This window comes from Telmatobacter sp. DSM 110680 (genome assembly GCF_039994875.1).
Lineage (GTDB): Bacteria > Acidobacteriota > Terriglobia > Terriglobales > Acidobacteriaceae > Telmatobacter.
The window spans coordinates 4,132,888-4,158,118 of record NZ_CP121196.1 but is presented as its reverse complement, the minus strand read 5'-3'; the positions used below and the strand labels follow the sequence as shown (position 1 = coordinate 4,158,118).

The following is a 25,231-nucleotide window of genomic DNA, read 5'->3' as shown; positions in this document are numbered from 1 at the left end:
CGTGTTGCACTCAAGCGCAACGTATGGCCGCAACTAGAGTACGTGCCTGCGCATATGCAAAGTCAGCTTGCACGGGATGTTCGATCCGGCGCGGTTATACCCGCCAGTCGTCGGTGCGCCAACTGCGGATGCGCTCTTTGATCTGTTTCCGCGTCAGATTATGCTCCAGCGCTTGCTTGGCCAGCTCCACCACTTCGTCATCGCCCGCAAACCGCAAAGCGATCAGCTGGCTCTCGCTGAGTCTGTAGATCTGTGCGTGCCAAACCTGGGGTGCCAGCGCCTGCAGCCGCAACCGCTCCTCGAGCCGAATCACGCGGTCCTGCACCTTTAACGGATACGTCCGCAACTTGAGGATGGGTACGATTACCACGATGGATAGCACCAGGTACCAGCCCGACGACAAACTTGGTTGCCGATGCAGGTGAATGCTCGCGTACACCAGGTTGGCCAGGTAGAACGCGGTGATGAAGAAGTGGTAGAGGGGATCGAAACGTGCGTGGTTCTTCAGGCTTTGCGGCTTACTCATGCGTGGCCATGACTTCCTTCAGGCCGGAAATAGCCGTGGCTGCGGAATGCGTCTCCGCCTGGCCGCTGGCAGCAGCGCTGTGGACCTGAACACCAGCGCTGAGGGGATTCTCGGTGCCAGTGCTCGGGACTGTCAACGCGTCCAACTCATCGGGGGTCAACTTTGTCAGGTCTTTCGGAATCAGGTGATATCGCCCATGCACTACGTAGTCCGCAAACAGTCCCCCTGCTAGATACGGGTTGACGATCGCAATCGGCACCGCATACGCGGTCGTGATCAGCGATTCTGAAATGCTCTTGTTTGAGCGGCTCTTATGCCGGTAACCGGGAATCTGCGGAATCTCCAATACCTGCAAGTGCAGTTGAGGATTCTTCTTGGCGTAGCGTTCCAGCTTGTAGGCAATCTGCTTCGGCGTTGTCATCCCTGCGTCAGGGAAAAAACTGCGTCGAAACGCGCGCGGAAAGTATTGATTGAGCACATCGCGAGAAAAGTCGGCGCAATTATTGAATAGCAATTGAAAGGATGATCGATTCTCACGGTTGTTCATGCGTGCGATCAGCGCATTATCCTGGGCAGCCGTAGTATCAAACCGGAATGCATAAAGGCGGCGTTCGTAAGCAACGCCGATTAGTTCCGTCCATCCTCCATGCCAGAATGTGCCTTTTCTTACATTCTCCCCAAGCCCCTCAAGATGCGCCTCGTAGTATTCATCCCTCAGACGATTCACAATCGTCCGATCGACGCGAGCGGGCACCTCGGATGAGTCTTCAACGGAATACAAATAGGGAATCAGCGGAATTGCGACCCAGTCATAATCCCCCACATCGCTGTAGCGGGAGATCACCGAGCCCATTTCGCCTGCATGGCAGTGGCGCAGCTTCGTCGGAGTTTCCGCACAGATATTCGCGAAGTAAATGGCAGTATGTCCCGTCGGATTCAGCGTTCCGAAAAATCCATACGGTTCTTCCATCAGCAATGCTGCCTGTGCCACGCTGCGCGTCGGCATCGACAGCAGAAGCACAAAGGCGACGAGCGCAAATGCGAAAGCGCGTGGGGTGCGCATGCAGTGCATCCTTGCCTCCAGTCGAATTCACTTCCTTTCAAGTATGTTTGAAAATCCAAAAAACTTCTGTGACATGTGTCAGATTGTGAATCTGTCCCAATCCCGGGTAACAAGCTTGTTTTGATGTGTATTCGACCAGACTCATACCGCATAACCGGCCGAGACTAACGAGGTTTTCCTGCTAAACACAAGTTTGATACCAATGTTGCGTTTGGTCGTTTGTTAGACGTCATTAGGGCGAATGGCGTACACGAGCCTGCTCTGATACCGTTCTCTTTCCGAAAAATGTGGGCGAGCACGCGCTCCCAAATTTCGGCGAAATCCCGCTCTTCGAGGGTGTAATGCGTAAATCATTTCTTCCTGTTGTACTTTTACTTTCCTCTGTAGGTATTTCAGCGCAAGTCACTTTACCCAAGGTTCTTTCCAGCCACATGGTCATTCAGCGCGATCTGCCGGTACATGTGTGGGGAGACGCACCTCCCGGCCGGCCGGTCACCGTTTCCTTCCGGGATGAAACCCGCGGAACCGAAGCCGGACCTACCGGCCATTGGAGTGTCTATCTGAAGCCCGGTGCCGCGGGCGGTCCCTTTCAACTCACGGTGAAAGCCGTCACCTCTGCAACCGAGACCGCTCCACAGGCATCCCCCATCACTCTCGACGACATCATGGTCGGCGACGTGTGGGTCGCATCCGGCCAGTCCAATATGGAGTTTCCTCTCAGCCGCGCCAATACCGCGGCGCAGGATCTTCCCGCAGCCACAAATCCGCAAATTCGCCTGCTCATGATTCGCAAGCGTAGTTCTGACTACGCCATGCCCGACGCGGACACAGACGGTTGGACGCTATCGAATCCTGATACAGCGAAAGATTTTTCAGCCGTCGCCTGGTACTTCGCACGTGACATCGCCTCCCGCCAACACGTCACCATCGGCCTGATCGATGCCACCTGGGGTGGAACAGTGGGTGAGGCATGGGTGCGGCTAACTGCCCTTGGCGAAGATCCCGCCCTGGCGCCGATCTTTGTGGCTCGCGGCAAAATGACTGAGAAGGCCGCCGACGCAGTTGCCGAAGAAAAAGATGAGCAGCGCCAGATCGCCGAAGCCAAAGCCGCTGGTAAACCCATCCCCCAATTTCCCTGGCATCCGCCTCTCAACAGTTGGGGCCCCGGCCTTTTATGGAACGGCATGATCGCGCCTCTCGTCCCTCTGCCCATCCGCGGAGTTATCTGGTACCAGGGCGAAAGCAACAGCGCCCTCGCGCGGGTTCATTCCTACGACCGAGTCATGCGCACCCTCATCGAAGACTGGCGCCATGAGTGGGGCATTGGTGATTTCCCCTTCCTCTATGTCCAGATATCCAACTTCACCTCGACGCCCAATGAAGACTGGGCCACTCTCCGAGAGCAACAGGTGCGCACTCTGGCATTGCGCAATACCGCCATGGCCGTCACCATCGACATCGGCAATCCCACCGACGTCCATCCAACCGACAAACTCGACGTTGGCCTGCGCCTCGCGCGTGCAGCGCGCGCCCTTACCTATGGCGAGAACGTAGAGTTCTTTGGCCCCATGTTCCGCCAGGCCACGCCCGAAGGAAATTCCATTCGTACATGGTTCGATCATGGTCAGGGATTAAAGGCGAAAGGAGGGTTTGTCACTGGCTTCGAAATCGCCGGTCAGGATGAAAGGTGGGTGTCGGCTTCGGCGACAATCGATGGCTCAACGGTCGTGGCCTCCAGCCCCGATGTCTCCGCGCCCGTCTATGTTCGCTACGGTTGGGCCAACAGCCCACAGTGCAATCTCTTCAACAGCGAAGACCTGCCTGCCTCGCCGTTTTCATCCGAACGGTAGAGTCCTCAGCAGTTGGTGTGCAAATACGAAAGGCCCGGCATTATGCCGGGCCCTCGCAGAGCTTGGATCAGCGACTCCGCTATCCCACGACCGGAGGCGCCTGGATCAGCGAGAACATTCCGCCAAAAACCTGCTTCAGTTCACCGATTGACATTGCGCCCTTGTGTCCCGGAGCGCATTGCAACTCGCCGACCGTTGCGTCCTCTTCAAACTGAAGAACGTCGCCGTAGAAGTTCACGCTGGCGTTGTTCTGACGCGTCCCGGTAATGACGATCTTGCGGCCGGGCACCAGCCGCCGCACCACGGGGCTCTCGACGGCGTTAAGCCTGCAACTCGGAGCCTTCTTGTCGATCTGTTCCCAGGTTGTAACAGCGCCGTTTTGAAAATAAATGGTTCCCTGGTTAGCCGGCAGAATCACGTCAACGTTGACAGCTACGGTCGACCCGGCACCGATCGTCGCAATCGGAGCGGAGTCAGGAAGGTCCGCGCTCTGGCCTCCCAAACGCAGCGAGGAACCAAACATAAGAGCAGCAATAGCAGCCAGTACAGGCAGGTGGCGAAAAAAACGCATCACCGTTAACCCCTTTCGTCGCAATAGGGAGCGATTTGGGGTGAATTCTAGCATCCTCGAACCTGCTAAAAAACAAAATTCCACCCAGCGCAGACCCTTCAGACGTTACCATTCGGTCTCCTGTTAGAAGCAAAATCGCAATCAATTGGAGGCTTCGCTACCGCGCTCCGCTCCATCTACCCGCCAAATCGATCCCCAGTCCCTAACCCCATCTCCAATCCTGAATCCCTGTTCCCCAATCCCTGTTCCTTAGTACACTCATCCCAAGCCTATGCGGACTCGTGTTTTACTCGCCTCCCTGGTGGTCGCGGTTCCGGCCATGTTCTATGCACAAACTTCACCCCAGCCTTCCCCCAAGATGACGACAAAACTTACCCCTGAACAAGTCGAGCGCTCCGCCATTGTGATCGACACGCATGCCGATACCCCGCAGCGTTTTGTCGATGAGAACTTCGACCTCGCCGACCCACTTAACGGCGGCAACTGGAACCTGGAGTCCGCCCAGAAGGGCAACCTCGGCGCCGAGTTCTTCTCCATCTGGGTCGATCCCGTCCCCAACAAAGGCCAGTTCGCGCGCCGAACGCTCATCCTCATCGACGCCGTGAAGCAGCAAGTCGCCAAACACTCCGACAAGATGATGTTTGTCACCTCGCCAGAAGGCATTGAACTCGCTCACCGCGAACACAAAATCGCCGCGCTCATGGGCATCGAAGGTGGCCACTCCATTGAAGACTCGCTCGCTCTCCTGCGCCAGTACTACGCGCTCGGAGTGCGCTATATGACCCTCACATGGTCCAACTCCACCTCATGGGCCGACAGCTCCGGCGACATCAACGACACCTCCATCCCCCACACCAAAGAAGGCCTCAACGAGTTCGGCAAAGACGTCGTCTACGAGATGAACCGCCTTGGCATGATGGTCGACATCTCCCACGTCTCCGACCGCACCTTCTACCGCACGCTCATCATCACGCGTGCACCCGTTATCGCTTCTCACTCCGCCGCGCGCGCCCTCACCGACGCTCCGCGCAACATGACCGACGACATGCTCCGCGCCGTGGCTAATTCGGGCGGTCCCGGCTCCAAAGGCGGCGTGGTGCAGGTAAATTTCTACTCCGCGTTCATCTCCCAGCAGTACCGCGACGCGCAGAAGGCAATGCAGCCCGAAGTCGACAAGGCTGTTCAGGCGCTCAAAGATAAGTACAAGGCTGAAGGCAAGGAGGCACCGGGCGCAGAAATTGAAAAACTTCAGCGCCAGTATGCCGACCGCATTCCCCGGCCGCCTCTTTCCGCGCTCGTCGACCACATCGACCACATCGCCAAGGTTGCCGGCGTTGATCACGTCGGTCTGGGTTCCGACTTCGACGGCGTCAACGGCCAGTTGCCGGAAGGCATGGATTCCCCAGCCGACCTCCCTAAAATCACCGCAGCATTGATGCAGCGCGGATACTCCGCTGAAGACTGCCGTAAAATTCTAGGCGGCAATCTCCTCCGTGTCTTCCACGAAGTTGAACAGGTAAGCAAGCAGCTCCAAGCCGAAAACCGCCCCCGCATTACTGACAAGCAGCCATTTCAGAAGTAGCGAGCCACGGATCATCGCAGCAGTTCTTCCCGGGCTGGTTCATCGCCACCAACCGGGGTAGCCGGGAAGCATCGTCCTCTGCTCTGCAAATCTGCTCTGTACGATTGAGCGCTTTTCTGGTCTATACTTAGCCCTCAAGATTCCCTCACGGAGAAAAATATGCAAGTGAATCGCCTCCTTGGCGCTGCCGCACTTGCGGCTGCGCTTCTTCCCTGGTGCTCGTCTGCGCGCGCGGATGACGACAACTCAACAAAGAAGCCTGATGCCGCGGAGAAGGTGCCGCCGAGCGAGGCAACCACGCAGAGCACCATCGACGTCGGCAACCAGCACATCGCCTACACCAGCATTGCAGGGACCATTACGGTAGGTGCGACCGATGCCGACGATGCTCAACTCGGAATGGATGGCAAACCTTTAGCGGGCAGCCAGCTTGCCATCTCCGCTCCAAAGGAAGCCAAGGACGCTCCACCGGTCGCGCGGATGTTCTACGTAGCCTACTTCAAGAAGGACGTCAAAGCCGAAGACCGTCCCGTCACGTTTTTCTACAACGGCGGACCCGGCAGTTCGACCGTCTGGCTGCACATGGGATCACTCGGCCCAAAGCACGTAGTGACAGGTGGCGACTCCCATTTGCCGGCGGCGCCCTACAAAATGGTTGACAACGCCAACTCCCTGATCGATGTCAGCGACTTGGTGTTCATCGACGCCCCGGGAACAGGCTTTGGCCGATTGATCGGCAAAGATGCCGAAAAGGCCTTTTGGGGTGTGGATCAAGATGGAGGTGCATTCGCACGCTTCATCGCACGGTTCATTACCAAGTACGGCCGATGGAATTCCCCGAAGTTTATCTTCGGAGAGAGCTACGGAACCACGCGCTCAGCTGTGCTCGTCAAGATGCTGGGAGATCGCCAGAATATCGACCTGAATGGCGTGATCCTCTTGTCGCAGGTCTTCAACTTCACAAGCGACATTGACGGGGCGAATCTGAATCCAGGAATTGATTTGTCATATATCCTGGCTCTGCCCACCTACGCCGCCACTGCTTGGTACCACAAAAAGGTGTCACCACAGCCGGCTGCGCTCGACCCATTTTTGAAAGAGGTAGAAGACTTCGCCGTAGGTCCCTATTTGCGAGCGCTTACCCTTGGAACAGATCTTTCCGATGCAGAAAGACAATCCGTCGCTGAAAAACTGCATGCCTATACAGGCTTGCCGGTCGCGTATCTGCTCAAAGCCAACCTGCGTGTAAATGGTGGAGAATTTGAGAAAGCCTTTGCAGACGACCTGGACCTCACGATTGGCCGTCTTGATACGCGCTTCACGGGACCGAGCCTGAATCCCCTTAGCGAGAGCGCGGATTACGATCCGCAAAGCGCTGCAATCTCGTCGGCATACGTTTCTCTCTTCAACAGCTATATTCGGAAAGATTTGAAGTACGGGGAAGACCAGACGTATTTTCCTTCTGCCGATGTGTTTGGCGGCGGAAGCAAATGGGACTTCAAACATGGAGACAATTCGATGGTGCTGAATGTCTCAAACGATCTCGCGGACGCGATGAAGACCAATCCCCATTTGAAGGTGATGCTCAACGGAGGGTATTACGACTTGGCCACCCCGTTCTTTGCCGCGCAGTACGAAGAAAAACATCTTCCCATCCCACCGTCGCTCGCAAAGAACATCGAATACTCGTGGTACGAATCGGGCCACATGGTTTACGTACACGATGGAAGCCTGAAGCAACTGCATGATCGCGTGAGCGACTTCATCAAGGCTACGGTCGCTGATTCAAAGCAGTGAGAGAACTGCTCAGCGAGCCGGTTAAAAATGCCGTTTGCTATTTTGTAGCGCCACCGGCGGAGGTACTCGGCTCGCTGCCTGCAGTCAAGTCGATCGACGTCTTCTTTTCGCCTGATCGTGCATTCACGCCTTCGAGCCCAGTCTTCAAGGCACCCGAGGTGGCCTTTCGCTTCCTCTGACTACTTTGCGCCGGCTTCGTTGCCAATGCCGTCGCGCGAACGATGCTTGTCGAACGTGCGGCCTGCGTCTGCGGCGTGTCCTGAATGATGAACGGATCGCGCCTCTCAGTGGCATGCGACTGCATGGATGCAAGAAAGAGAACCAAGGCAACTACAGCGGCAAAGTAGAAGGTGACCCGAGCTTTCATCGACAACTCCCTTTAGGGACCCTGCGGCATTGACCGCTGGATGAGGGCCTGATTGAGTAACCGGCTCCTGCTATTTAGTGTTAGTACACACGTTACTGCGTGACCCGGTAAATACAACCTGAGCTGACCCAGGTACCACCAAGGTGCCAGTCTGTCCCAGAATGGCTTGGAGGCTGGCCCGTATCAGTGCACGACTTCACAGCCTGCTGGAAAACTCGACAAACCGTTGCTTTGTAGCAGGGGCACGGCTTTAGCCGGGCCGCAAAGGCGACAATATGAACGCTCTGCTTTAGCCCCCCGCAGCGACCTCTCAACCCAAAGACGAAACGCCGGCATGCCGGCGTTTCATTCACTTAAAAGATCAGTTTCAACGCCTATTTGCTGGGCGGAGTAGTGCCCGGAGCGCTCGACGGCTTTACCGTCGTGGTCTTGTTGTTGCCGGGACGGTACCGGGTGGTCATGTCCTCAGGATCCTTGTACTCGACCGTCTCGTGGCTTGTGCCAGGCTTCGGAGCAACCTGCTTGTCCTTGGACTCATACAAAGGATTGTTGCCTGCGCTTCCATTGTCCTTGTACATAGGGTTCGAAGACGCGTTCTGCATGTTGCCGCCCTTTGCGTCTGCAGCCGGTGCCTGCGCATTCAAAGATTCGGTGGCATGCGCGGAGCCCAGTGATTTATCGGCCGATGTCAGAACCGGCTCGTGTTGCCTGCGACCCGTCATCATGCCGCTTGAAGATTCGCGATCCACCACAATCACGCTGCCGGATTTGCGATCGGTGGCCTGACTGCTTTTCACCGTAACCTCGGAGACTGAAGGCGCACTCGACTCGCGGTCCGCGGCTGTTGAAACCGAGCTGTACTGCCGCTTGCCAGTGGCGTGGCCGCTCTGTGCTTCGCGCTCAGAAACCGACGGAGCGCTCGACTCGCGGTTGGCGGTTTGGCCGGCTGACGCCTCAGTGGCGGCCTTCTTGGGGGTTGAGGGTGCCTGCGCGGCGGCAACCACCGCGGTTACCAGCACCACTACCGCGGCGCCGTGGAAGAGTATGCGTGCTTTCATCATTTGACCTCCCTTTGCTTGCTTCGATCGAGCGCGCGGCAAGGGATGTGTACTGGCAGAAAGGCCACGCCGCTCAGCTAATCGACCCAAGTAAACGACGGCCAGCGGGGGATGGTAAATACAACTTCATCGCTTCTGAATACAACCAAGGTACTCGCGATACGCATAGGCAGGCCCGGCATCCGCAGCCAACCTGTCAAGAGTCGCCACAAAATCTTCCTTCTAACTACCTGATTTAAAAACACCGAAAGTTCTCGCGCCTTTGCAGGTTATTTCCCGCCTTCTGCGCACAATAGGAGACAGTAACAGTTCCGTCATCGAGAGAAAATGCCATGACCATCGAATGCGAAGCCTCGCCCGTTGCCGATCCCACTGACTCTGCCACAGCAAACCACGCCGTCGATACGTGTATGGAAGCCTGGACGCGCGCCTACCAGTCCACGATAGGAAACAATCGTGGGCGATCCTTTGCAGCCGCCGAAGCTGCAGATGCGTACCAGAGAACACTGCCCACTCTCATAGAATGGATGGTATCCGCAGCTTCATCGCTTGCGTGGCGCATGGAATGGCAATCGGCGCCATCGAAGGCGCAACTGCTTCTCGCCTTCTCTACGCGGCACAGGTAGCTAAAGGGGCGCACAACGCCTCGTCTCCGCAGAAGAAACTTCCTGGTTGATCTGGGAAGTACCCCCACCCCCCCCGGTATTACTACTCTTTTCTTTCGCCTGTCCTTTAATAATGCATGTTCATCGGGCGTCAGAGAGCGACTGAAGTTCCGCCCCAGCTCTCCGGCTCGATGTCCGCAATCGTTTCCGTAAAGTCCCAGAAGTGTCCATGAAAGTCCACCGCGTTGTACTGCCGCTCGCCATACATGTGATCGGTAGGCTCAGTAAGGATGACCGCGCCGTGCTTGCGGGCTCGTTCGCAGTGCGCACGCGCATCCTCGATCCGGACCTGGGTGATGTGCGAGCGATTGGGGGCAACCGTACCCTCGGCGATGGTGAAGCACCCCTCGCCGGCTCGCATCTGGATGCGGTGGTTAGCGATCCGCAACCGCACCGTAAATCCAAATGCATTCGACAGCCACTCTGCGGCAGCAGAAGGATCAGGGTAGATGAGAACAGGAATGACAGGGCAGGGAGGGACGGAGCGGTTCAAGCGCATAGTTGTACCTCGATTTGCGAGGTCAGGTTAGCAGATTATGTGGCGTGATCGAAGGCCAATTCGAGCAAAAATCACCCGCATCTGTTTCGATGCGGGTGGGAGGAGCCATGACTTTGATGTCGATTCAGAGTTTCGCGATAAGCCGCTTGTCGAGCACAACAACTACCTTGTAGTTTTCGGTTTCAAATTTGCCTTCGGTACCCACGGCCCACTTTAGCTTCGCGTTCTTGCCGTTGAATTCCGCCTGCACGTGTTCAACCATGGGCATTCCGCAACTGCGGCGGTTGATGTAGTTGCCCTTGGCGGAGTATTTGTTAACGCAGTTCACCAGCGCCACCCGTCCATCGGGCAAAAGCAGCGAAAGCGTGGTGCCCACTACGTTGTAGGTGACGTCGCCAGGCGCGATACTCGAACCCGCACGGGCCGTGCCTGCGCAATCGGCAGCAAAGGGGTCAAGCGAGCAGTCAGGACTACCTTCGGTGGCGGCACTGGAATACCCGGGTATGACTGCGAAGTAGTTCACGTCGCTGTCCTGCCGGTAGAGCACGCTCGCGTCCAGCTTCTGCGCATAGCCCGCGCTCACTGAAGACACCAGGTACAAAAACGCCACTCCAAAACCCACCAAACGGGGCTTGCTCATGTCAGGACCTCAATCCTAGGTGTATAGGTGAAAGTCTACGTGGACGCGGGCGTAAAAGGAGGAAGGAGAAGGCAGGGGTACTCACCGAAGGTAACGTGACACAAGGGCTTCTTCATGGCGCCACTTATGGATGATTCACGGAAATCCGCGATAGGCCAAAGGAAAGGCGGTTTAATTCCTGTGATCGCACGCGAAGATATAATTGCCGCCATGTTCCGCTCAATTCTTTGTATGGCAATCGTGTGCATCGGCACCGCGTTTGGCGCCGTTAAGCAAGTCCCGATTCGATCAGGCGTGGTTTTGAAGCCGGGCGAAACCTACACCGCTCAGATTGAAAGCGCCAAGCCGGTGGAAATCGGCTGGACGGCGGTTCAGGCGAAGCCGTGCAGCATGGATTGTATTCAGATGACCCTGATCGGTTCCACGCATGCGCCTCCGTTCTCCGCGCCACGCGGAGCGCAAGGCAACTACACGCCGACTGACGGAAAAGTAATTGTGGAATACAAGAACGTCTCGCAGCAGCCGGTCACCATCAATGTATTTCGGCTCGAGCGAACCTGCGATGCCGAAGCCTGCAAGCTATTCGACAGCAGCAAGAAGGGAACCTGGCTGGTCTTCAAAGTGGACGAATTCAAATCCATCACCACTAGCACCGACGGTTCTTATTCAGTGATCTCCGGAGCCGTCGAAAGCGGACGAGCCTTTCGCATCCACGCAGTCTGGTGGACCGACGACAAGCGTACGGCGTTTAGCTGCCCCCGATGGATCAAGGGATACGTAGACAACCACACCCCGAAGGAGAAGTACCGGCCCTACATACTTTCAGGCCAGAACGTAGGCGACGACAACAACATCATCCTTAAGTCCATCGACGACTGCGTCCCCAACGCCCCCCACTTTGGAGTCCCTGAGAAAAACGTCTTCAAGTAGCCAGAGATCTGCCGCAACAGTTCTTTTGAGGTGTGTCATCCTGAGCGGAGCGAAGGATCTGCTTCTAAGCGATCATTTGGTTATAACCGCATTATTCGTTCAGAACGAGATGTTGATCGCGATTCCGGGACGGCCGGGATATCTGCGGTTGTAGAGGTAGTATCCGTCACTGGAATAGTCCACATAAACATCGTCCGTCTGATACCAGTCATTGCCCCAGTAGTCGGGGTACGGGTCCATCACCGAGAACCAATATCCCCCGTATTGGAATCGCGGATAGCCGCCCTCATACATGAAGGGAAGACCATAGATACGGAAATCGTGACCCCTGCCATAGTGGCTGCGAAAATCATTGTCAGGAATACGGAATCCGTTGTACCCGCCGCGCTGCTGCCAACTCCGATGATCCCTATCCCAGTTGCTTGAGCGGTGTTGCTGCCAGACTTGCTGCTGCTGGACCTGCTGCTCACGCTGCTGCTGCTGGACCTGCTGCTCACGCTGCTGCTGCTGCGAGCGCTGCATTTGTTGCCCATGCTGTTGCTGCTGCGCCTGCTGCTGCCGGTTTTGATTCTGTTGATCGCGTTGAACCTGCTGCTGCTGGTTCCGGTCCTGCTGATCGCGCTGAATCTGCTGCTGTCTACTTTGGTTCTGCTGTTGGTGTTGCGCCTGTTGCTGCCTGGTCTGGTTTTGCTGATCACGCTCGACTTGTTGCTGTCTGCCCTGGTTTTGTTGCTCATGCTGTGGTTGTTGTTTTTGCGGCTCAGCCTGCGGCCTGTTCTGCTGCTGGTGTTCCTGACCTTGATTTTGTTTGCCTTGATCCTGATGCTTTTGTTGCTGACCCTTGTTCTGCTCTTGCTTCTTGTCCTGCGAATCCTGGGCGTACCCAAAGGTACATGCCGCCAAAGCTGCGGACAAAATGGAGATTGGAATAACAAATCCAATTCGTTTCATGGGTGTTACCTTCCTGCAGACTTCAACTCAATCACTGCCTTCGAAATTGCCTGCGACTCCGATGGTGTTGAACGACGTTTCAAAAACTGATTTGGCCATTAATCTCAACTCGGATTGGCGAGGCGTGGGAATGTGTTCCAAACTAGGCAGACATAGCCTGCATGGCAAGATAGAGCCTGCTCTCTTTCAGTATTGGCTTTTTGCGACAGCGAGACTGTTCTGTTTTGCTCAGTGTGTCCGAGTCTGAGCGCAGGGAGGTGCTGCCTCTAACGGAGAGGTGTCCAAGCGCCGTAAGGGATATTTTCGCGAATTCCAACGATTTCTTGTCCAATTTTGATTTTCAGACCCCTTTTCCTCAGTAGATCCGGTTCAAGCTGGAGACAGTGTTTTTCGGTTTGTCGATGCCGACTAAAATTAAAGCTAGCCATGGCCGAATTCACCCATCTCCATCTCCACACCGAATACTCCCTCCTCGACGGCGCATGCGACGTACACAAACTCATTGATCGCGTCGCATCCCTCGGCCAGAAATCCGTGGCCATGACCGACCACGGCAATATCTACGGAGCGGTGCACTTTTTCAATGCGGCCAAGGCCAAAGGCATCAAGCCGATCCTCGGGTGCGAGCTGTATGTATGTAAGGCCGAAGACCATCGTGCCGAAACGCCCAACGACCAGTACAACCATCTGCTCGTGCTGGCAGAAAACGAAGAAGGCTACCGCAACCTGATTCGGCTCACGAGCGAAGCCAGCCTGCATGGCTTCTATCGCAAACCGCGTGTCAGCAAAAAGTTCCTGGCCGATAACGCGAAGGGACTGATCGGGTTTTCCGGCTGCCTCTCCGGCGAGCTTTGCGAAGAACTGATGGCCGGCCACTACGAGAAGGCCAAGGGTGCAGCCGTGCAGTACCAGGACATCTTCGGCCGCGGCAATTTCTATTTGGAAATTCAGGATCAGGGCCTCGAGCAGGAGAAGAAAATTCAGTCGGACCTTTTTCGTCTCGAAAAGGAATTGAACATCCCTCTCGTACTTACCAACGACTCGCATTATCTCTGCGGCGAAGACTCGCACGCCCACGATGTGATGCTCTGCGTGCAGACCGGCTCAAAGGTGCATGACGCCGAGCGCTTTCGCTTCGACTCCGACCAGTTCTTCGTCAAATCCGCCGACGAGATGGGCCGCCTCTTTCCTGACTCGCCCGGCGTGACGCAAACAACAATGGAGATAGCCGAGCGTTGCAACTTCAAGCTGCATGCCGTAGACAATCCGTTTCCCGAGTTCGTCGTTCCCCCGGAACACACCATCGATAGCTATTTCGAAGAGGTCTGCCGCAAGGGCCTGAAGAAGCGTCTGGAGACAGCGGTACTGCAACTCGAACTGCGTGGAGTGCGCCGTTCGCCGACCCACGAATATGAATCGCGCCTCAGTTTTGAAATCGACATCATCAAGCAGATGAAGTACTCGGGATACTTCCTCATCGTCTGGGACTTCATCAAGTACGCGCGAGACAATGGCATCCCTGTCGGCCCGGGGCGCGGTTCGGCGACAGGTTCGCTCGTCGCCTACGCCATGGAGATTACCAACATCGATCCGATGCAGAATGTGCTGCTCTTCGAGCGCTTCCTCAATCCCGAACGCGTCACCATGCCCGATATCGACGTGGACTTCTGCCAGAACCGCCGCGGCGAGGTCATTGAATACGTTACCCGTAAGTATGGGCGCGAGCAGGTAGCGCAGATCATCACCTTCAATACCATGGCCGCCAAGGCATCCATCAAAGACTGCGGTCGCGCGATGGATATGCCTTACGGCGATGTCGACAGAATTGCCAAGCTGGTGCCACCGACCGTGGGGATGACGCTGGAGAAGGCATTGGAGGAGTCGCCCGATCTGCGCAAAGCGTATGACAACGACAAGCAGGTTCGCGAACTCATCGATACCGCAAGGAAGCTCGAGGGACTGGTGCGCGGGGCAGGAGTGCATGCGTCGGCGGTGGTCATCGCGCCGCGTCCGCTCACGGAACTGGTGCCGTTGAACCGCACGAAGAACGATGAAATCGTGACGGCCTACGACATGAAGTCCGTCGAGAAGATGGGCCTGCTGAAGATGGACTTCCTGGGTCTGGCCACTCTCACCGTGATTACAGATTGCGTGAAGCTCATCGAGCAGAGTCGCGGAGAAGCGGTCGATATCGAGATGGTTCCGTTAGACGATCCCGAGACCTTCAAGCGAGTGTTTCACCCGGCGCTCACGTCAGGGATCTTCCAGTTCGAATCAAGTGGGATGCGGGATATTTTGCGCCGTTACAAGCCCGATACGGTCGAGGAGTTGACCGCGCTGAACGCTCTCTATCGCCCCGGGCCGATGGATATGATCGATGACTTCGTCGAACGCAAATGGGGACGGCGCAAGGTCGAGTTTCTGCTTCCTGAGCTTGAGGGCATACTCAAAGACTCACTTGGCGTCATCGTCTATCAGGAACAGGTCATGCGGATCGCGAACGTGCTGGCCAGCTACAGCCTGGGTGAAGCCGACCTGCTGCGGCGCGCGATGGGGAAAAAAGATCCCAAAGCGATGGCGGAGCAGCGTGATCGATTTATGAACGGCGCCTCGAAACTCGGGCATCCCAAGGCCGCGGTTGAAGAGATATTTGAGCAGATGGCCAAGTTCTCGGGATACGGATTTAACAAATCGCACTCCGCAGCCTACGCGCTGGTTGCCTACCAGACGGCGTACTTGAAGACTCACTATCCCGTCGAATTCATGGCCGCACTGCTCACTTCGGAAACATCGAAGCCGGAAAATGTCGTCAAGTACATTGCAGAATGCCGGGAGATGAATATCAAGGTCGAGCCACCGGACGTTCAAGTCAGTGGCGCGCAATTCACACCGCATGGCGAGGCCATTCGTTTCGGCTTGGCCGCCGTGAAGAACGTTGGCGGCAATGCGATTGATTCCATCACCCAGGCGCGCGAAGAAGTGGGTGGCCGCTTCAAGACCTTCTGGGAGTTTTGCGAAAAAGTAGATCTGCGCGTCATGAACAAACGCGTAATTGAGTCTCTTATCAAGGCTGGTGCGCTCGATTCACTGGGCAAACGCGGTCCGCTTTACGCGGCAGTCGACAAGGCGATGGAGCGCGCGCAGAAAGCGCAGAAAGATGCGGCGCAGGGCCAGGCCGGCCTGTTTGGCCTCTTCAATGAGTCTCCAACGCACACCCACAGCGGGGATGATTTGCCCAGGGTTCCCGACTGGGAAGAAGGCGAGCGACTGACTAACGAAAAGGAAGTGCTGGGCTTCTTTGTCTCCGGTCACCCGTTGGATAAGTACGCCGACAAGATCAAGAACCTCAGCGGCGTCATTTCAACTGCGGATGCGCTCGAGCGCAAACCACCAGAGCGTCGCTGGGGCAAGGAGTCAGACCCCGCCGACGAGATACAGGTGGCCGGGTTGATGCAAGGCCTTCGCGTGCAGAAGACCAAACGCGACGGAAAGCTGTATGCGCAGGCGATTCTCGAAGACGCCACGGGCAAGATCGAACTGATTGCCTTTCCGCGCGATTACGAGCGCTTGACCGAGCAAATGAAGATCGAAGCGCCAGTGCTGGTACGCGGAGTGCTGTCCGGCGACGAAGATTCAGCGCCGAAGATTTCCGTGAGTCAAATCGTCCCGCTCGAGTCAGTTCAGGTAAAGTTGCCGTCCGGCGTGCGGATTCGCATTAGCCTCGACCGCGCCACAGAGGAACTGCTGGCAAATCTGAAGAGTGCCGCAGACGCAGCCCCGGGCCCCGGCAAAGTAATGATCTTCCTTGAGAAGAAAGGGGAGTTTCAGGTGATTCTCGAGCCGGAGCAGATGAGCGTGGCCGCAGACCGATGCTGGGTAGAGCGCGTCGAGGAATTGACAGGCAAGGGAACGGTCCAGCCGCTGGGATAAGTCCGCTGAAATGAACACGGACTTCCTCGAATTTGGCCAGGGCAGCATTGCTGCTTTGCTTCGCAAGAAAGGGTTTGTGGGAACAGCATACGACAGAATCTGCAGATTGCCATAACACTAAAGTTTCATGGTCGATCAGGCTCGTTTTTGCCCTCCCTTAGCGAATGCAGGGTTCCGGCAAGCAGGAGCAGAGGCGGCCCGCCCACTGACGCACCTCGAATCGCGTGGCAGGCCGAGTCGGGCTTTCACTCGCAGCAACCTGTACAGCGAAGTTCCCAATTGTGGAGCTTTCCGGATGACCACACTCCACGGGGATCCCGGTGCGCTGCGATGTAAGATCGGCGAGCAACTGGTTCCGGCTCGCACCGCCGATGATGTGGATACGGCTCATTTTGCGATCAAGCATCTGCTCAAGATCAGCCAGCGCGGTCGCATAGCGTGTGGCAAGGCTTTCAAAAATAACCCGGGCAAATAGCGCCTCGTTGCCGGGAGTTTCGGGGACAGTCTGACTTCCGGTGGCCGCGAGTTCGCGATTGATGCGCCCCGGCATATCGCCAGAGAGAAGCAGCGGATCTGCATCCACGTTGATAATGCCGGCACACTCGCAACTCGCAGCTTCCTGCACTAGCCCAGGTATCGTCAGACTTCGGCCTTCAGACGCCCATGATTCCATGCACTGCCTCAGCAGCCACATTCCGTTGACGTTTGTATGAAAGCAGAACCCGCCCGTTGCCGCGCCTTGATTCGTATAACGCGCCGCCATAGCTTCAGGCGTTGCAATCGGAATTGAGACAACGGTACCCACGAGCGACCACGTTCCGGAACAGATGTAGGCCGTCGAGTCTAGATCGACTGGAATTCCGGCTATCGCAGACGCGGTATCGTGGCAAGCTGGAGCGATGAGTTCCGTATCTCGAAAAGCCTCAAGCTCAGTGAGCGGCCCTTTCAAACGACCCAACCGCGTCCCCGGAGCAACCACGCGAGGAGCAGCGTTGACAGACAAGCTGAGTCTCGCAAACAGATCGTATGCCCAATCTCCTGTAGCGAAATCAATCAGCCCAGTATGGGTCGCGTTGGTGTATTCAGCCACCGGTGGAGCGCCGAGCCAGTGCAAAACGTACTCCGGAAGACAAAGCCAGGGCGCGTCCGCGATCTCTTCGTCGTCAGCAAAAAGTTGATACATAGTGTTGATCCGTAGCGGTTGCGCTCCCGTGCGCCGAAACGTCTCTTCTGGAGCAACCATGGAATCAACTTTCTGCTTTGCAGCAACCGTGCGCTGGTCGCGATAGCAAAACGCATCATGCAGCGGCTGTCCTTTTGAGTCAAGGCGCACATAGTCCACGGCCCAGCCGTCAACTGCAATCGAGGCGATCCCCTCTGGCGCCTCAACGGCGGCTCGGCGCAGCCCCCCTTCAATTCCGGCCAGAATTCCGCCAAGCGGCCACTTAAGAGATTCACCATCTTCAACGGGGCCGTTCGAGATTCGGTGGACTTCAGCAATATGCGGGAGTCCGTCTCGCCAGCGAAGCAAAGATACTCGACAGCTCTCCGCGCCAAGGTCTATGGCAACGCGTGCGCGAGAATCTTCCGGAAATCTCCCGTTCTGCTCATTCACCGCAAAAACGCCTCGGTCAGTCCTCCATCGACGGGGAAGATGTGGCCTGTGGTGCAGCGGGTTCGGGGGCTCGCGAGGAAAGCAATTGCCTCCGCGCAATCCGCTGGATCGATCGGTTGATGCGTAAGCGTGCGCTTGGCATAAAAGGCCGCGAGCACATTACGCAGTTCGTCGTCGGACTTGTTTTCATCGAAGTGAATGTTGTACTTGGCCAGCGAGGCGCGAACACGATCGCGCGGAAACATGGTGCTCCCTTTGACGACGGTCGCCGGGCTGACAGCATTGACCCGCACCTTGGGCGAAAGCGATACAGCCAATTCGCGCACCAGGTGGGAGAGGGCAGCCTTGCTCACGTCGTAGGCTTCGCTGCCGCGCTTGGCCACCACCGCATTGGCTGAGCTCGTAAGCACGATCGATCCATCAAGATCCTGATCCGCAAAAATCTTTGCCGCCTCGTCGGCAAGAATATAGTTGGCAGTAACGTTGATATTCAATGTCGCCGCCCAAAGATCATCGCTAATTACGCCGTCGGCCGCTGATGGAAATAACGCGGCGGTGTTGATCAGAATATCCACGCCACCGAAAGCCGCGATCGTAGTACGGAGCGCCTCGCGCACGGCGTCGCGGCTTCGGATGTCGACTTTTGTCGCCGCGACGAATTCTTTTTGCGTGATCTGCGCCAGTTCTCCAACAACTCGTGCCGCAGCCGTCTCGTCGTAATCGGCCACCATCACGTGCGCTCCGCGTGCTGCAACCAGGTGCGCGACCTCGCGGCCTATTCCGCTCCCACCGCCGACAACGAGCGCAATACGACGGCTAAGTTCTTTTTCAGGTGGCTGGCGACGAATCTTGGCCTCTTCCATGGCCCAGTACTCAATCCGAAACGCTTCCAACGGCGGAAGCGCAACATAATTGCTGAAACTCTTGAAACTCGCAGGATCCATGCCATCGCCACACTGTGGCAGTGCACCCTTTAAGTCTTCGCTCCCAGCCAGCAAGCTTGCGCCTTCCATGACGTGAATTGCGTTCGTATAGAACTCGCCGACGATGCGAGCTTCCGTCTTGTTCTTCCCGAAACTGAACATGCCGAGTCCGGGAATAAGAACAACGGTCGGGCTTGGATCGCGCAACGACGGTGAGTCGGCCGTCGCGAAATAGTGGTAATAGGTGCAATACTGTTCGCGATATTCAACCAGTGACCGATCGATCTGCGCCTTCAGGTCCGCAACGCTGCTGCCCTTCGGCCACGGCACAAACATGGGACGAATCTTTGTACGGATAAAGTGATCCGGGCAGCTCGTGCCAAGGTAGGCGAGCTCTTCAGCGTGCGTCGAATTTACAAACTGCAAGACGTCCGGTGCATCGCTGAAACTCGCAATCCAACGATGATTCGAACTCAACCGTCCGCGCAGGTGTGGCACGATATCGACAGCAAGCACCTGCCGATCGGTGCGCGATGGGACGGCCTCCCCGCCGAATCGCACGGATCCCTTCTCATCGCCGTGGCGCGCGATAAACTGGCCAATCTGGTCGATAAGCGTAATCGTATTCAGATAGCACTCGCGCTGCGTTTGTCCCCACGTGAAGAGCCCGTGTCCGCCAAGGACGATACCGTCGCAGTTGGGATTGTCGTGCACTGCTTTCCTGAGCATCAAGCCCAGCTCAAATCCCGGACGCTGCCATGGAATCCATACAAGCGTGTGGTTGAACTCGCGATTGAACTCCTCCATCTTCGCCAGGCCGTTGGCCGATGCAGCCAGCGCGATACCCCAGTCTGGATGCAGATGGTCGACATGCGGGAAGGGAAGAAATCCGTGCAGCGGCGTATCGATCGAGGCGGCGACAGGATTGTTGCGGAAGGTGCACAGCGGGTACATCGCCACCATGTCGTCTTCGGTTTCAACACCTTTATAGCTGCGCTCGAGTGCGAGAAGCTTTTCCTGATAGAGCGTGGCAAAACCGGACCGCTTCATGCTGCCTAGATCGCCGCCGGAACCCTTTACCCAGATCACTTCCGCCTGCTCGCCGGTGAGCGGGTCCGTCTCCATAATCTTGGAACTGGTATTGCCGCCGGCGAAGTTGGTGATACGCAGGTCCGACCCGAGCAGATTTGACCGGTAGCGCAGAAGCTCCGGCTCGTCGAGCGTTGCGGCGACTGCTGGATCCCACCGGTCCTCAAGAAAACGAAGCGTTGCGGTTGCGAGAGTTGCCTGCGTCATCATTGCACCACCGATCGGGGAAATAAATCAGAACTCAGACCTCGATTCTACCGCCGCTAGCTCGGTCTAGGCATAGCTGCTCACAGCAGATTGTCTACTTGCGCGCTCCCGTGTAACGCGCTCGACGTAACCGCCTTCTCGAAGGGCAGCCAGCGGGTTGGCCGCAAGACCGCGGGACTCGCGCCACGCCGCAATCATCGGTCGTACATCCCGCCAGAATGCATCCCTGAAAACCTCCTCAGCCGCTACAAGATCGCAGTCTTGTTGAAGCAGGGTGAGTCTCTCCCGGTCGATCAGGGCGGCCTTGAGCCAGAGTTCCTGCGCCGACATAACGGTCTGGACCATGGCTTCGATTTTTCCCTTGAGATTGTGGCTCTGGTCGATCATGAAAGGAACTGCATGCAGCGGGTTTTTGGACGCCGGGAATTGTTGATCTTCGCAGAGTTCGTGGAAGATCCGGAAAACCTGGTACGGATCGATCGACCCGAGGGTGAGGTCGTCGTCAGCATACCGTCGATCGTTAAAATGGAATCCACCCAGCAGGTCGAGGTGCAGTAGCCACGTGACAATCTGTTCTATATTCTGCGAGAGATAGTGGTGACCGGTATCGACGAGCACAAATGCTTGCGGACCAGCGGCGCGACAAAGGTGCGATGACATGCCCCAGTCGGCAATGTCCGTATGGTAAAAAGCCGGCTCGAACGGCTTGTACTCCACCAGCAATCGCTGGTCCGCGGCAAGATGCTGATGCGCGGTGTTGAGCGCCCCCTCCAGCCACCCAATGCGTTTGCGCATCGACTGTGTACCCGGATAGTTTGAGCCATCGGCGAGCCAGAGTGAAATATCGCGCGCATGAAGGCGCTTTCCAATCTCAATGGAATCGAGCACGTGCTGAAGTGCATTGCCACGAATGTCTCCATCCGGATTGCAAAGCGAGCCGTATTTGTATTCCTGGTCCTGAAAGAGATTCGGGTTGATCGAGCCTGACCGGATTCCGGTTCTACGTTCAAGTCCCTGGACCTCCGCGACATCTGCCACTCCGCGCGGAAGATCCCACAGGACATGGAGTGCCAGAGTCGGCGTTGAGCCAGTGAGGCGATGAACTTCGGCAGCATCGCTGAACTTCTCCTCGAGCGTCGCCGCAGCCGCAGGTTGAACAAATTTGCCAAACCGCGTACCAGTATTCGCGAATCCCCACGAGGGAATTTCGATCTGGAATTGATCGAGAATTTTGATAGCCCTGTCAAACATTGCCGAATCAGATTGTGTCATCACCTTTGCCTCGCCGTTGACGATTGTAGGACTTTAGCCGGATTGTGCGCATGCTAACCGTTGTCGCGAACGATGATTACGCTCAGAAACCGGGGCCCATGAACTCCCTTGATTCGAGTCATCTCAATGTCTGCCGTTGCGCTGGGGCCGGAGATATAAGTGGCGAGACGCGGTGGTTCTGAGCAGCGTGCAAAATACTCGGGCAGCGTCTCTACAATCTGGGTGGCGCGCAGAATGCAAAGGTGAAAATCGGGGAGCAGCGTGATTACACGCCGTCCCTCAGTTTCACCGTGATGCAGCACGATTGTGCCCGAGTCGGCGATGCCAGCTGACGACGCAGTCAATACCCCTTCGCAACTCTCGATTGCTTCATAGCTAAGATCGTTGTCTACCTTCCACGAAAAGCCGGCATCGCGCCACAAAGCCGGAAGAGCGGTCGGTGCGACAAACGTGTGGCGACCGCTGGATGTGAGTTGATGCGCGATCGTACCCGGCAGATCTTCCGGCAAGCACTCAACCACATCGGCGCCATATTCTTTCAGTCGCTCGGTCATCAGACGCACCCGGGCAGACAGGTCGAGTGCACCGTGTCGAACATAGCTTCGCGGCAAATCCGGATAGGCATTCGAGTCGTCACGGGTTGCTGCGCGGACGCGGTCGAGAATCGCCTGACGTGCGGAAATACCCGTCATTTGGCCTCCTTGCGTCGGCCCGATTCTCGTGCAGACCACCACTCTCGAAAGGTCTGATCAGGAAGAGAGCGGAGATCGCGCGACATCGTCCAGCGCGCTCCAAGACTGGGCAGACGATGAATCCAGCCATCTTTCGCCGTAAAGAAACGGAGGCCCAACCGTCCCAAGCGCTGCGCAATCCTGAAGCGGCCCGCACTGGCAAATGCAAGATTCGCCGCCTTCATCCCCAGGTACATCGGATCGAACCAGCGCGCAGGTTGCGTCCGTTCCTGATCAACCAGCTGAGCCCGCAGTTCAATCAGCACTTCAGGAATATTGATCTTGACCGGACACACTTCGTAACACGCGCCGCACAACGAGGACGCGTAGGGAAGGGATTGCGCGTGATGCATACGCTCCAATTGTGGCGTCAGGATCGCTCCGATGGGGCCCGCGTACGGCGAACCATATGCATGGCCGCCCGTCTGCCTGTAAACCGGACAGGCATTAAGGCAAGCGGCGCAGCGTATACATTGCAGCGTTTGCCTCTCGACGTTGCGTCCCAGGATCTCAGAGCGACCGTTATCCAGCAGCACTACGTGAAAACGCCGCGGCCCATCTCCAGGCGTGACGCCGGACCACAGTGACGTATAAGGATTCATCCGCTCGCCGGTGGCCGATCGAGCCAGCACCTGCAACAGCACCTCAAGATCGCCGTAGCGTGGCAGCACTTTTTCGATTCCCGCAAGGGTGATCAGAGTGCGCGGCAATGTGAGGCACATGCGCCCATTGCCTTCTGACTCTACGATGGCGACCGAACCCGTCTCGGCAATAAGAAAGTTGGCGCCGCTGATAGCCGTCGGAACACTCAGGAATTTCTGGCGCAAGTAACTTCGCGCGGCCGCGGTAAGAGCCTGTGGATCATCAGCAAGATCTGGCAACCCCATGCGACGCGCAAAGATTTCGCAGACTTGGCGACGATTGACGTGCAACGCGGGAACAACAATGTGCGAAGGCTCATCGTCCCCCAGTTGAAGAATTAACTCAGCCAGATCAGTCTCAATCGCATGGATACCTGCGGCTTCCAACGCTGGATTGAGCTGGATTTCGGCCGAAGTCATGGTCTTGATTTTGATGACCTCGGTTGCATTCTCTTCGCGCAGAATGTCAATGATGATGGAGCGCGCTTCAGCCGCGTCTCTCGCCCAATGGACCGTTCCACCTGCGGCGGAACAACTGCTCTCGAACTGCTCAAGGTAGGTGTCAAGATTTGCGAGTACATGAGCGCGTATTGCTGCAGCAGCAGAGCGCAATTCCTGCCAATCCTTCTTTTCAGCGATCAGGAGGCTGCGTTTGGTCTGAATCACGTCCGTCGCGTGTGCCACATTCTTCCGCAGTTGTGCATTTTGCAGAATCGGAAGTGCTGCAGTGGGAAACGGCGGTGCGACGCGCGGGTCCATCACCGGAGCATCATGGCGAACATGGGTGCTCACGCGTTTTCTCCGAACACGTGCTCGGCGGTACTCGCAAGGATCCCGGCGAGATGAATGGTGTGAACTCGGTTGTTTTGCCGATGCAGCGCTCCGCCCAGGTGCATCAGGCAACTGTTATCGAGCGCGGTGCAATACTCCGCGTTTGTCGCCAGAACATCTCCGAGCTTGGCATCGAGCATGGCCGTTGATACTTCAGCATTCTTGATAGAGAATGTCCCACCAAATCCGCAGCAGCGCTCCAAATTCGCGAGCGGAACAAGTTCCAGTCCGCGCACTTTGCTCAACAGCCGAAACGGTCGGTCACCAACATGCAGTCCGCGTAGTCCGTGGCAACTCGCGTGATAGGTAACTCGATGCGGAAAGAACGCCCCAACATCTTCAACACCAAGTTTATCCGTGAGGAATTCGCTCAGTTCATACACACGCGGCAGCAAGGATGCGAACTGCTTTCGCAGGTCTTCATTTCCCAATTCCTCAAACAGTCCGCGGTATTGATCGCGGATCATGGCCACACAGGACGAGGACGGAATCACCACACATTCAGCGTCGCGATAAAGCTGCACGAATCGTTTGGCCTGCGAAAAGGCCTCCGCACGAAAGCCGGTGTTGGCGTGCATCTGTCCGCAGCACGTCTGCGCCGGAAGAAAGTCGAGCTCAACGCCAAGCCTCTCCAGCAGTCGCACCACAGCGCGCCCGGTTTCGGGAAAGAGTGTGTCGTTGTAGCAGGTGATAAAGAGCGATGCGCGCATCCGCGAGGCCCATCAAGCACAAAGATGGTGAAAGAGGATGATATTCGCCGGAAAGAGTGCTTGTCGAATTGCAACGCGAATCGCGTGGCGGATAAAGGAAAAAGGCGGGGAGGATGCGATCCTCCCCAATTTTCCAGGGAAAGCCGAACGAATCTACTTGGCAGAATTATCGAGAGCCATATTCAGCTCTAAAACGTTAACGCGGGGCTCGCCCAGCACTCCAAATGTGCGCCCGGCGATGTGCTGTTGGATGAGCTGTCGCACCTGCGTCTCACTGAGGCCGCGTGCCTTGGCAATCAGCGGCGCCTGAAAATATGCATTGTCTGGCGTCACATCTGGATCGAGACCGGAACCCGAGGTGGTTACTGCGTCGATCGGAACCGGATGTCCAGGATTCTGTGCGGCTAGCTTGTCGATATCGCCCTGAATCCGTTGCACGAGTTTCGCATTGGATTGAGCAAGGTTCGATCCGCCCGACGAGGTCGGATCGTATCCGTTGCCCGCAGCCGAGGGCCGAGGGTGAAAGTAGCGATCTGAAGTAAAGCTCTGGGCAAGCAATTCGGAGCCGATCACCTGGCCGTCCTTCAGAATGAGGCTGCCAGCTGCCTTATGCGGAAACATTGCTCCGGCGATTCCAGTGACAAGTAGCGGATATCCGATTCCCAGCAGGACTGTAGTCAAAAGCGTGAAGCGTATCGAGGTGCGCCAAACTGAGTGCGTCACGGGTACGTTGCCAGATGCGGGTGAAACCATTGTTGCGGATGCGTGCATGTTCGAATCTCC

The 25,231-nt window shown here is 56.6% G+C and carries 22 protein-coding genes; 7 read left to right on the top strand and 15 right to left on the bottom strand.

Annotated features, from left to right (window positions below; genetic code table 11):
- Positions 1-94: 94 nt before the first annotated feature.
- Positions 95-526, bottom strand: coding sequence for a DUF6526 family protein (locus P8935_RS17265; protein ID WP_348261541.1), 432 nt, complete (start codon positions 524-526; stop codon positions 95-97).
- Positions 519-1,589: a hypothetical protein gene (locus P8935_RS17260; RefSeq protein ID WP_348261540.1), complete on the bottom strand. Its 1,071-nt coding sequence runs from the start codon at positions 1,587-1,589 to the stop codon at positions 519-521. Before P8935_RS17260 ends, P8935_RS17265 begins: the two co-directional genes overlap by 8 nt.
- A 341-nt stretch (positions 1,590-1,930) precedes the next feature.
- Here P8935_RS17260 and P8935_RS17255 point away from each other — a divergent pair, with 341 nt between their 5' ends.
- Positions 1,931-3,439: a sialate O-acetylesterase gene (locus P8935_RS17255; RefSeq protein ID WP_348261539.1), complete on the top strand. Its 1,509-nt coding sequence runs from the start codon at positions 1,931-1,933 to the stop codon at positions 3,437-3,439.
- A gap of 79 nt (positions 3,440-3,518) precedes the next feature.
- On the opposite strand, the gene P8935_RS17250 is transcribed toward P8935_RS17255, so the two are convergent.
- Positions 3,519-4,010, bottom strand: a complete 492-nt coding sequence (locus tag P8935_RS17250) for a hypothetical protein (protein WP_348261538.1) — start codon at positions 4,008-4,010, stop codon at positions 3,519-3,521.
- A gap of 271 nt (positions 4,011-4,281) precedes the next feature.
- Here P8935_RS17250 and P8935_RS17245 point away from each other — a divergent pair, with 271 nt between their 5' ends.
- Positions 4,282-5,592 carry a dipeptidase gene (locus tag P8935_RS17245; RefSeq protein WP_348261537.1) on the top strand — a complete coding sequence of 437 codons (1,311 nt, stop codon included), beginning with the start codon at positions 4,282-4,284 and terminating at the stop codon, positions 5,590-5,592.
- A gap of 159 nt (positions 5,593-5,751) precedes the next feature.
- Entirely contained in the window at positions 5,752-7,389 is a 1,638-nt protein-coding gene (locus P8935_RS17240) for a peptidase S10 (RefSeq protein WP_348261536.1), read from the top strand.
- A gap of 37 nt (positions 7,390-7,426) precedes the next feature.
- Here the strand turns inward: P8935_RS17240 and P8935_RS17235 are convergent, their stop codons facing one another.
- The gene (locus P8935_RS17235) at positions 7,427-7,756 is read right to left on the bottom strand and encodes a hypothetical protein (RefSeq protein WP_348261535.1); all 330 of its coding nucleotides are present in this window, start codon (positions 7,754-7,756) and stop codon (positions 7,427-7,429) included.
- A 374-nt stretch (positions 7,757-8,130) separates the two neighbouring features.
- Positions 8,131-8,817, bottom strand: a complete 687-nt coding sequence (locus P8935_RS17230; RefSeq protein ID WP_348261534.1) for a hypothetical protein — start codon at positions 8,815-8,817, stop codon at positions 8,131-8,133.
- Between the two features lie 329 nt (positions 8,818-9,146).
- Between P8935_RS17230 and P8935_RS17225 the strand changes: the two genes are divergently transcribed.
- Positions 9,147-9,440: a hypothetical protein gene (locus P8935_RS17225; protein WP_348261533.1), complete on the top strand. Its 294-nt coding sequence runs from the start codon at positions 9,147-9,149 to the stop codon at positions 9,438-9,440.
- Between the two features lie 130 nt (positions 9,441-9,570).
- Here the strand turns inward: P8935_RS17225 and P8935_RS17220 are convergent, their stop codons facing one another.
- Together P8935_RS17220 and P8935_RS17215 are read right to left on the bottom strand one after the other, a co-directional pair.
- The gene (locus P8935_RS17220) at positions 9,571-9,978 is read right to left on the bottom strand and encodes a VOC family protein (RefSeq protein WP_348261532.1); all 408 of its coding nucleotides are present in this window, start codon (positions 9,976-9,978) and stop codon (positions 9,571-9,573) included.
- Positions 9,979-10,102: 124 nt separating this feature from the next.
- Positions 10,103-10,618, bottom strand: coding sequence for a hypothetical protein (locus tag P8935_RS17215; protein WP_348261531.1), 516 nt, complete (start codon positions 10,616-10,618; stop codon positions 10,103-10,105).
- A gap of 210 nt (positions 10,619-10,828) precedes the next feature.
- Here P8935_RS17215 and P8935_RS17210 point away from each other — a divergent pair, with 210 nt between their 5' ends.
- Complete coding sequence (locus P8935_RS17210) at positions 10,829-11,548, top strand: hypothetical protein (protein ID WP_348261530.1); 720 nt, start codon at positions 10,829-10,831, stop codon at positions 11,546-11,548.
- A gap of 99 nt (positions 11,549-11,647) precedes the next feature.
- On the opposite strand, the gene P8935_RS17205 is transcribed toward P8935_RS17210, so the two are convergent.
- A complete protein-coding gene (locus P8935_RS17205; RefSeq protein ID WP_348261529.1) occupies positions 11,648-11,788 on the bottom strand; it encodes a hypothetical protein in 141 nt (46 codons plus the stop codon).
- A 204-nt stretch (positions 11,789-11,992) separates the two neighbouring features.
- On the opposite strand from P8935_RS17205, the gene P8935_RS17200 reads away from it, so the two are divergent.
- Both P8935_RS17200 and dnaE read left to right on the top strand, forming a co-directional pair.
- Positions 11,993-12,589, top strand: a complete 597-nt coding sequence (locus tag P8935_RS17200; protein ID WP_348261528.1) for a hypothetical protein — start codon at positions 11,993-11,995, stop codon at positions 12,587-12,589.
- Between the two features lie 336 nt (positions 12,590-12,925).
- Positions 12,926-16,429, top strand: coding sequence for a DNA polymerase III subunit alpha (gene dnaE, locus P8935_RS17195; RefSeq protein WP_348261527.1), 3,504 nt, complete (start codon positions 12,926-12,928; stop codon positions 16,427-16,429).
- Between the two features lie 157 nt (positions 16,430-16,586).
- Here dnaE and P8935_RS17190 read toward each other — a convergent pair whose 3' ends face one another.
- The 7 genes from P8935_RS17190 to kdpC all read right to left on the bottom strand — a co-directional run bounded on the left by P8935_RS17190 (position 16,587) and on the right by kdpC (position 25,219).
- The gene (locus tag P8935_RS17190) at positions 16,587-18,044 is read right to left on the bottom strand and encodes an FGGY-family carbohydrate kinase (protein ID WP_348261526.1); all 1,458 of its coding nucleotides are present in this window, start codon (positions 18,042-18,044) and stop codon (positions 16,587-16,589) included.
- Positions 18,041-20,266, bottom strand: a complete 2,226-nt coding sequence (locus P8935_RS17185; protein ID WP_348261525.1) for a bifunctional rhamnulose-1-phosphate aldolase/short-chain dehydrogenase — start codon at positions 20,264-20,266, stop codon at positions 18,041-18,043. Before P8935_RS17185 ends, P8935_RS17190 begins: the two co-directional genes overlap by 4 nt.
- 63 nt (positions 20,267-20,329) lie before the next feature.
- The gene (locus P8935_RS17180; RefSeq protein WP_348261524.1) at positions 20,330-21,535 is read right to left on the bottom strand and encodes a TIM barrel protein; all 1,206 of its coding nucleotides are present in this window, start codon (positions 21,533-21,535) and stop codon (positions 20,330-20,332) included.
- Positions 21,536-21,588: 53 nt separating this feature from the next.
- Complete coding sequence (locus P8935_RS17175) at positions 21,589-22,227, bottom strand: LUD domain-containing protein (RefSeq protein ID WP_348261523.1); 639 nt, start codon at positions 22,225-22,227, stop codon at positions 21,589-21,591.
- Positions 22,224-23,699: a LutB/LldF family L-lactate oxidation iron-sulfur protein gene (locus P8935_RS17170; protein WP_348261522.1), complete on the bottom strand. Its 1,476-nt coding sequence runs from the start codon at positions 23,697-23,699 to the stop codon at positions 22,224-22,226. The genes P8935_RS17175 and P8935_RS17170 overlap by 4 nt, the downstream gene beginning before the upstream one ends.
- The gene (locus P8935_RS17165; RefSeq protein ID WP_348261521.1) at positions 23,696-24,448 is read right to left on the bottom strand and encodes a (Fe-S)-binding protein; all 753 of its coding nucleotides are present in this window, start codon (positions 24,446-24,448) and stop codon (positions 23,696-23,698) included. Before P8935_RS17165 ends, P8935_RS17170 begins: the two co-directional genes overlap by 4 nt.
- A 153-nt stretch (positions 24,449-24,601) precedes the next feature.
- Entirely contained in the window at positions 24,602-25,219 is a 618-nt protein-coding gene (gene kdpC / locus P8935_RS17160; protein WP_348261520.1) for a potassium-transporting ATPase subunit KdpC, read from the bottom strand.
- Positions 25,220-25,231 lie beyond the last annotated feature (12 nt).

Excerpts from the sequence above, each read along its gene's own strand:
- P8935_RS17265 (WP_348261541.1), bottom strand. The coding sequence starts at position 526 with ATGAGTAAGCCGCAAAGCCTGAAGAACCACGCACGTTTCGATCCCCTC.
- P8935_RS17260 (WP_348261540.1), bottom strand. The coding sequence starts at position 1,589 with ATGCGCACCCCACGCGCTTTCGCATTTGCGCTCGTCGCCTTTGTGCTT.
- P8935_RS17255 (WP_348261539.1), top strand. The coding sequence starts at position 1,931 with ATGCGTAAATCATTTCTTCCTGTTGTACTTTTACTTTCCTCTGTAGGT.
- P8935_RS17250 (WP_348261538.1), bottom strand. The coding sequence starts at position 4,010 with ATGCGTTTTTTTCGCCACCTGCCTGTACTGGCTGCTATTGCTGCTCTT.
- P8935_RS17245 (WP_348261537.1), top strand. The coding sequence starts at position 4,282 with ATGCGGACTCGTGTTTTACTCGCCTCCCTGGTGGTCGCGGTTCCGGCC.
- P8935_RS17240 (WP_348261536.1), top strand. The coding sequence starts at position 5,752 with ATGCAAGTGAATCGCCTCCTTGGCGCTGCCGCACTTGCGGCTGCGCTT.
- P8935_RS17235 (WP_348261535.1), bottom strand. The coding sequence starts at position 7,756 with ATGAAAGCTCGGGTCACCTTCTACTTTGCCGCTGTAGTTGCCTTGGTT.
- P8935_RS17230 (WP_348261534.1), bottom strand. The coding sequence starts at position 8,817 with ATGATGAAAGCACGCATACTCTTCCACGGCGCCGCGGTAGTGGTGCTG.
- P8935_RS17225 (WP_348261533.1), top strand. The coding sequence starts at position 9,147 with ATGACCATCGAATGCGAAGCCTCGCCCGTTGCCGATCCCACTGACTCT.
- P8935_RS17220 (WP_348261532.1), bottom strand. The coding sequence starts at position 9,978 with ATGCGCTTGAACCGCTCCGTCCCTCCCTGCCCTGTCATTCCTGTTCTC.
- P8935_RS17215 (WP_348261531.1), bottom strand. The coding sequence starts at position 10,618 with ATGAGCAAGCCCCGTTTGGTGGGTTTTGGAGTGGCGTTTTTGTACCTG.
- P8935_RS17210 (WP_348261530.1), top strand. The coding sequence starts at position 10,829 with ATGTTCCGCTCAATTCTTTGTATGGCAATCGTGTGCATCGGCACCGCG.
- P8935_RS17205 (WP_348261529.1), bottom strand. The coding sequence starts at position 11,788 with ATGGACCCGTACCCCGACTACTGGGGCAATGACTGGTATCAGACGGAC.
- dnaE (WP_348261527.1), top strand. The coding sequence starts at position 12,926 with ATGGCCGAATTCACCCATCTCCATCTCCACACCGAATACTCCCTCCTC.
- P8935_RS17185 (WP_348261525.1), bottom strand. The coding sequence starts at position 20,266 with ATGATGACGCAGGCAACTCTCGCAACCGCAACGCTTCGTTTTCTTGAG.
- P8935_RS17180 (WP_348261524.1), bottom strand. The coding sequence starts at position 21,535 with ATGACACAATCTGATTCGGCAATGTTTGACAGGGCTATCAAAATTCTC.
- P8935_RS17175 (WP_348261523.1), bottom strand. The coding sequence starts at position 22,227 with ATGACGGGTATTTCCGCACGTCAGGCGATTCTCGACCGCGTCCGCGCA.
- P8935_RS17165 (WP_348261521.1), bottom strand. The coding sequence starts at position 24,448 with ATGCGCGCATCGCTCTTTATCACCTGCTACAACGACACACTCTTTCCC.
- kdpC (WP_348261520.1), bottom strand. The coding sequence starts at position 25,219 with ATGCACGCATCCGCAACAATGGTTTCACCCGCATCTGGCAACGTACCC.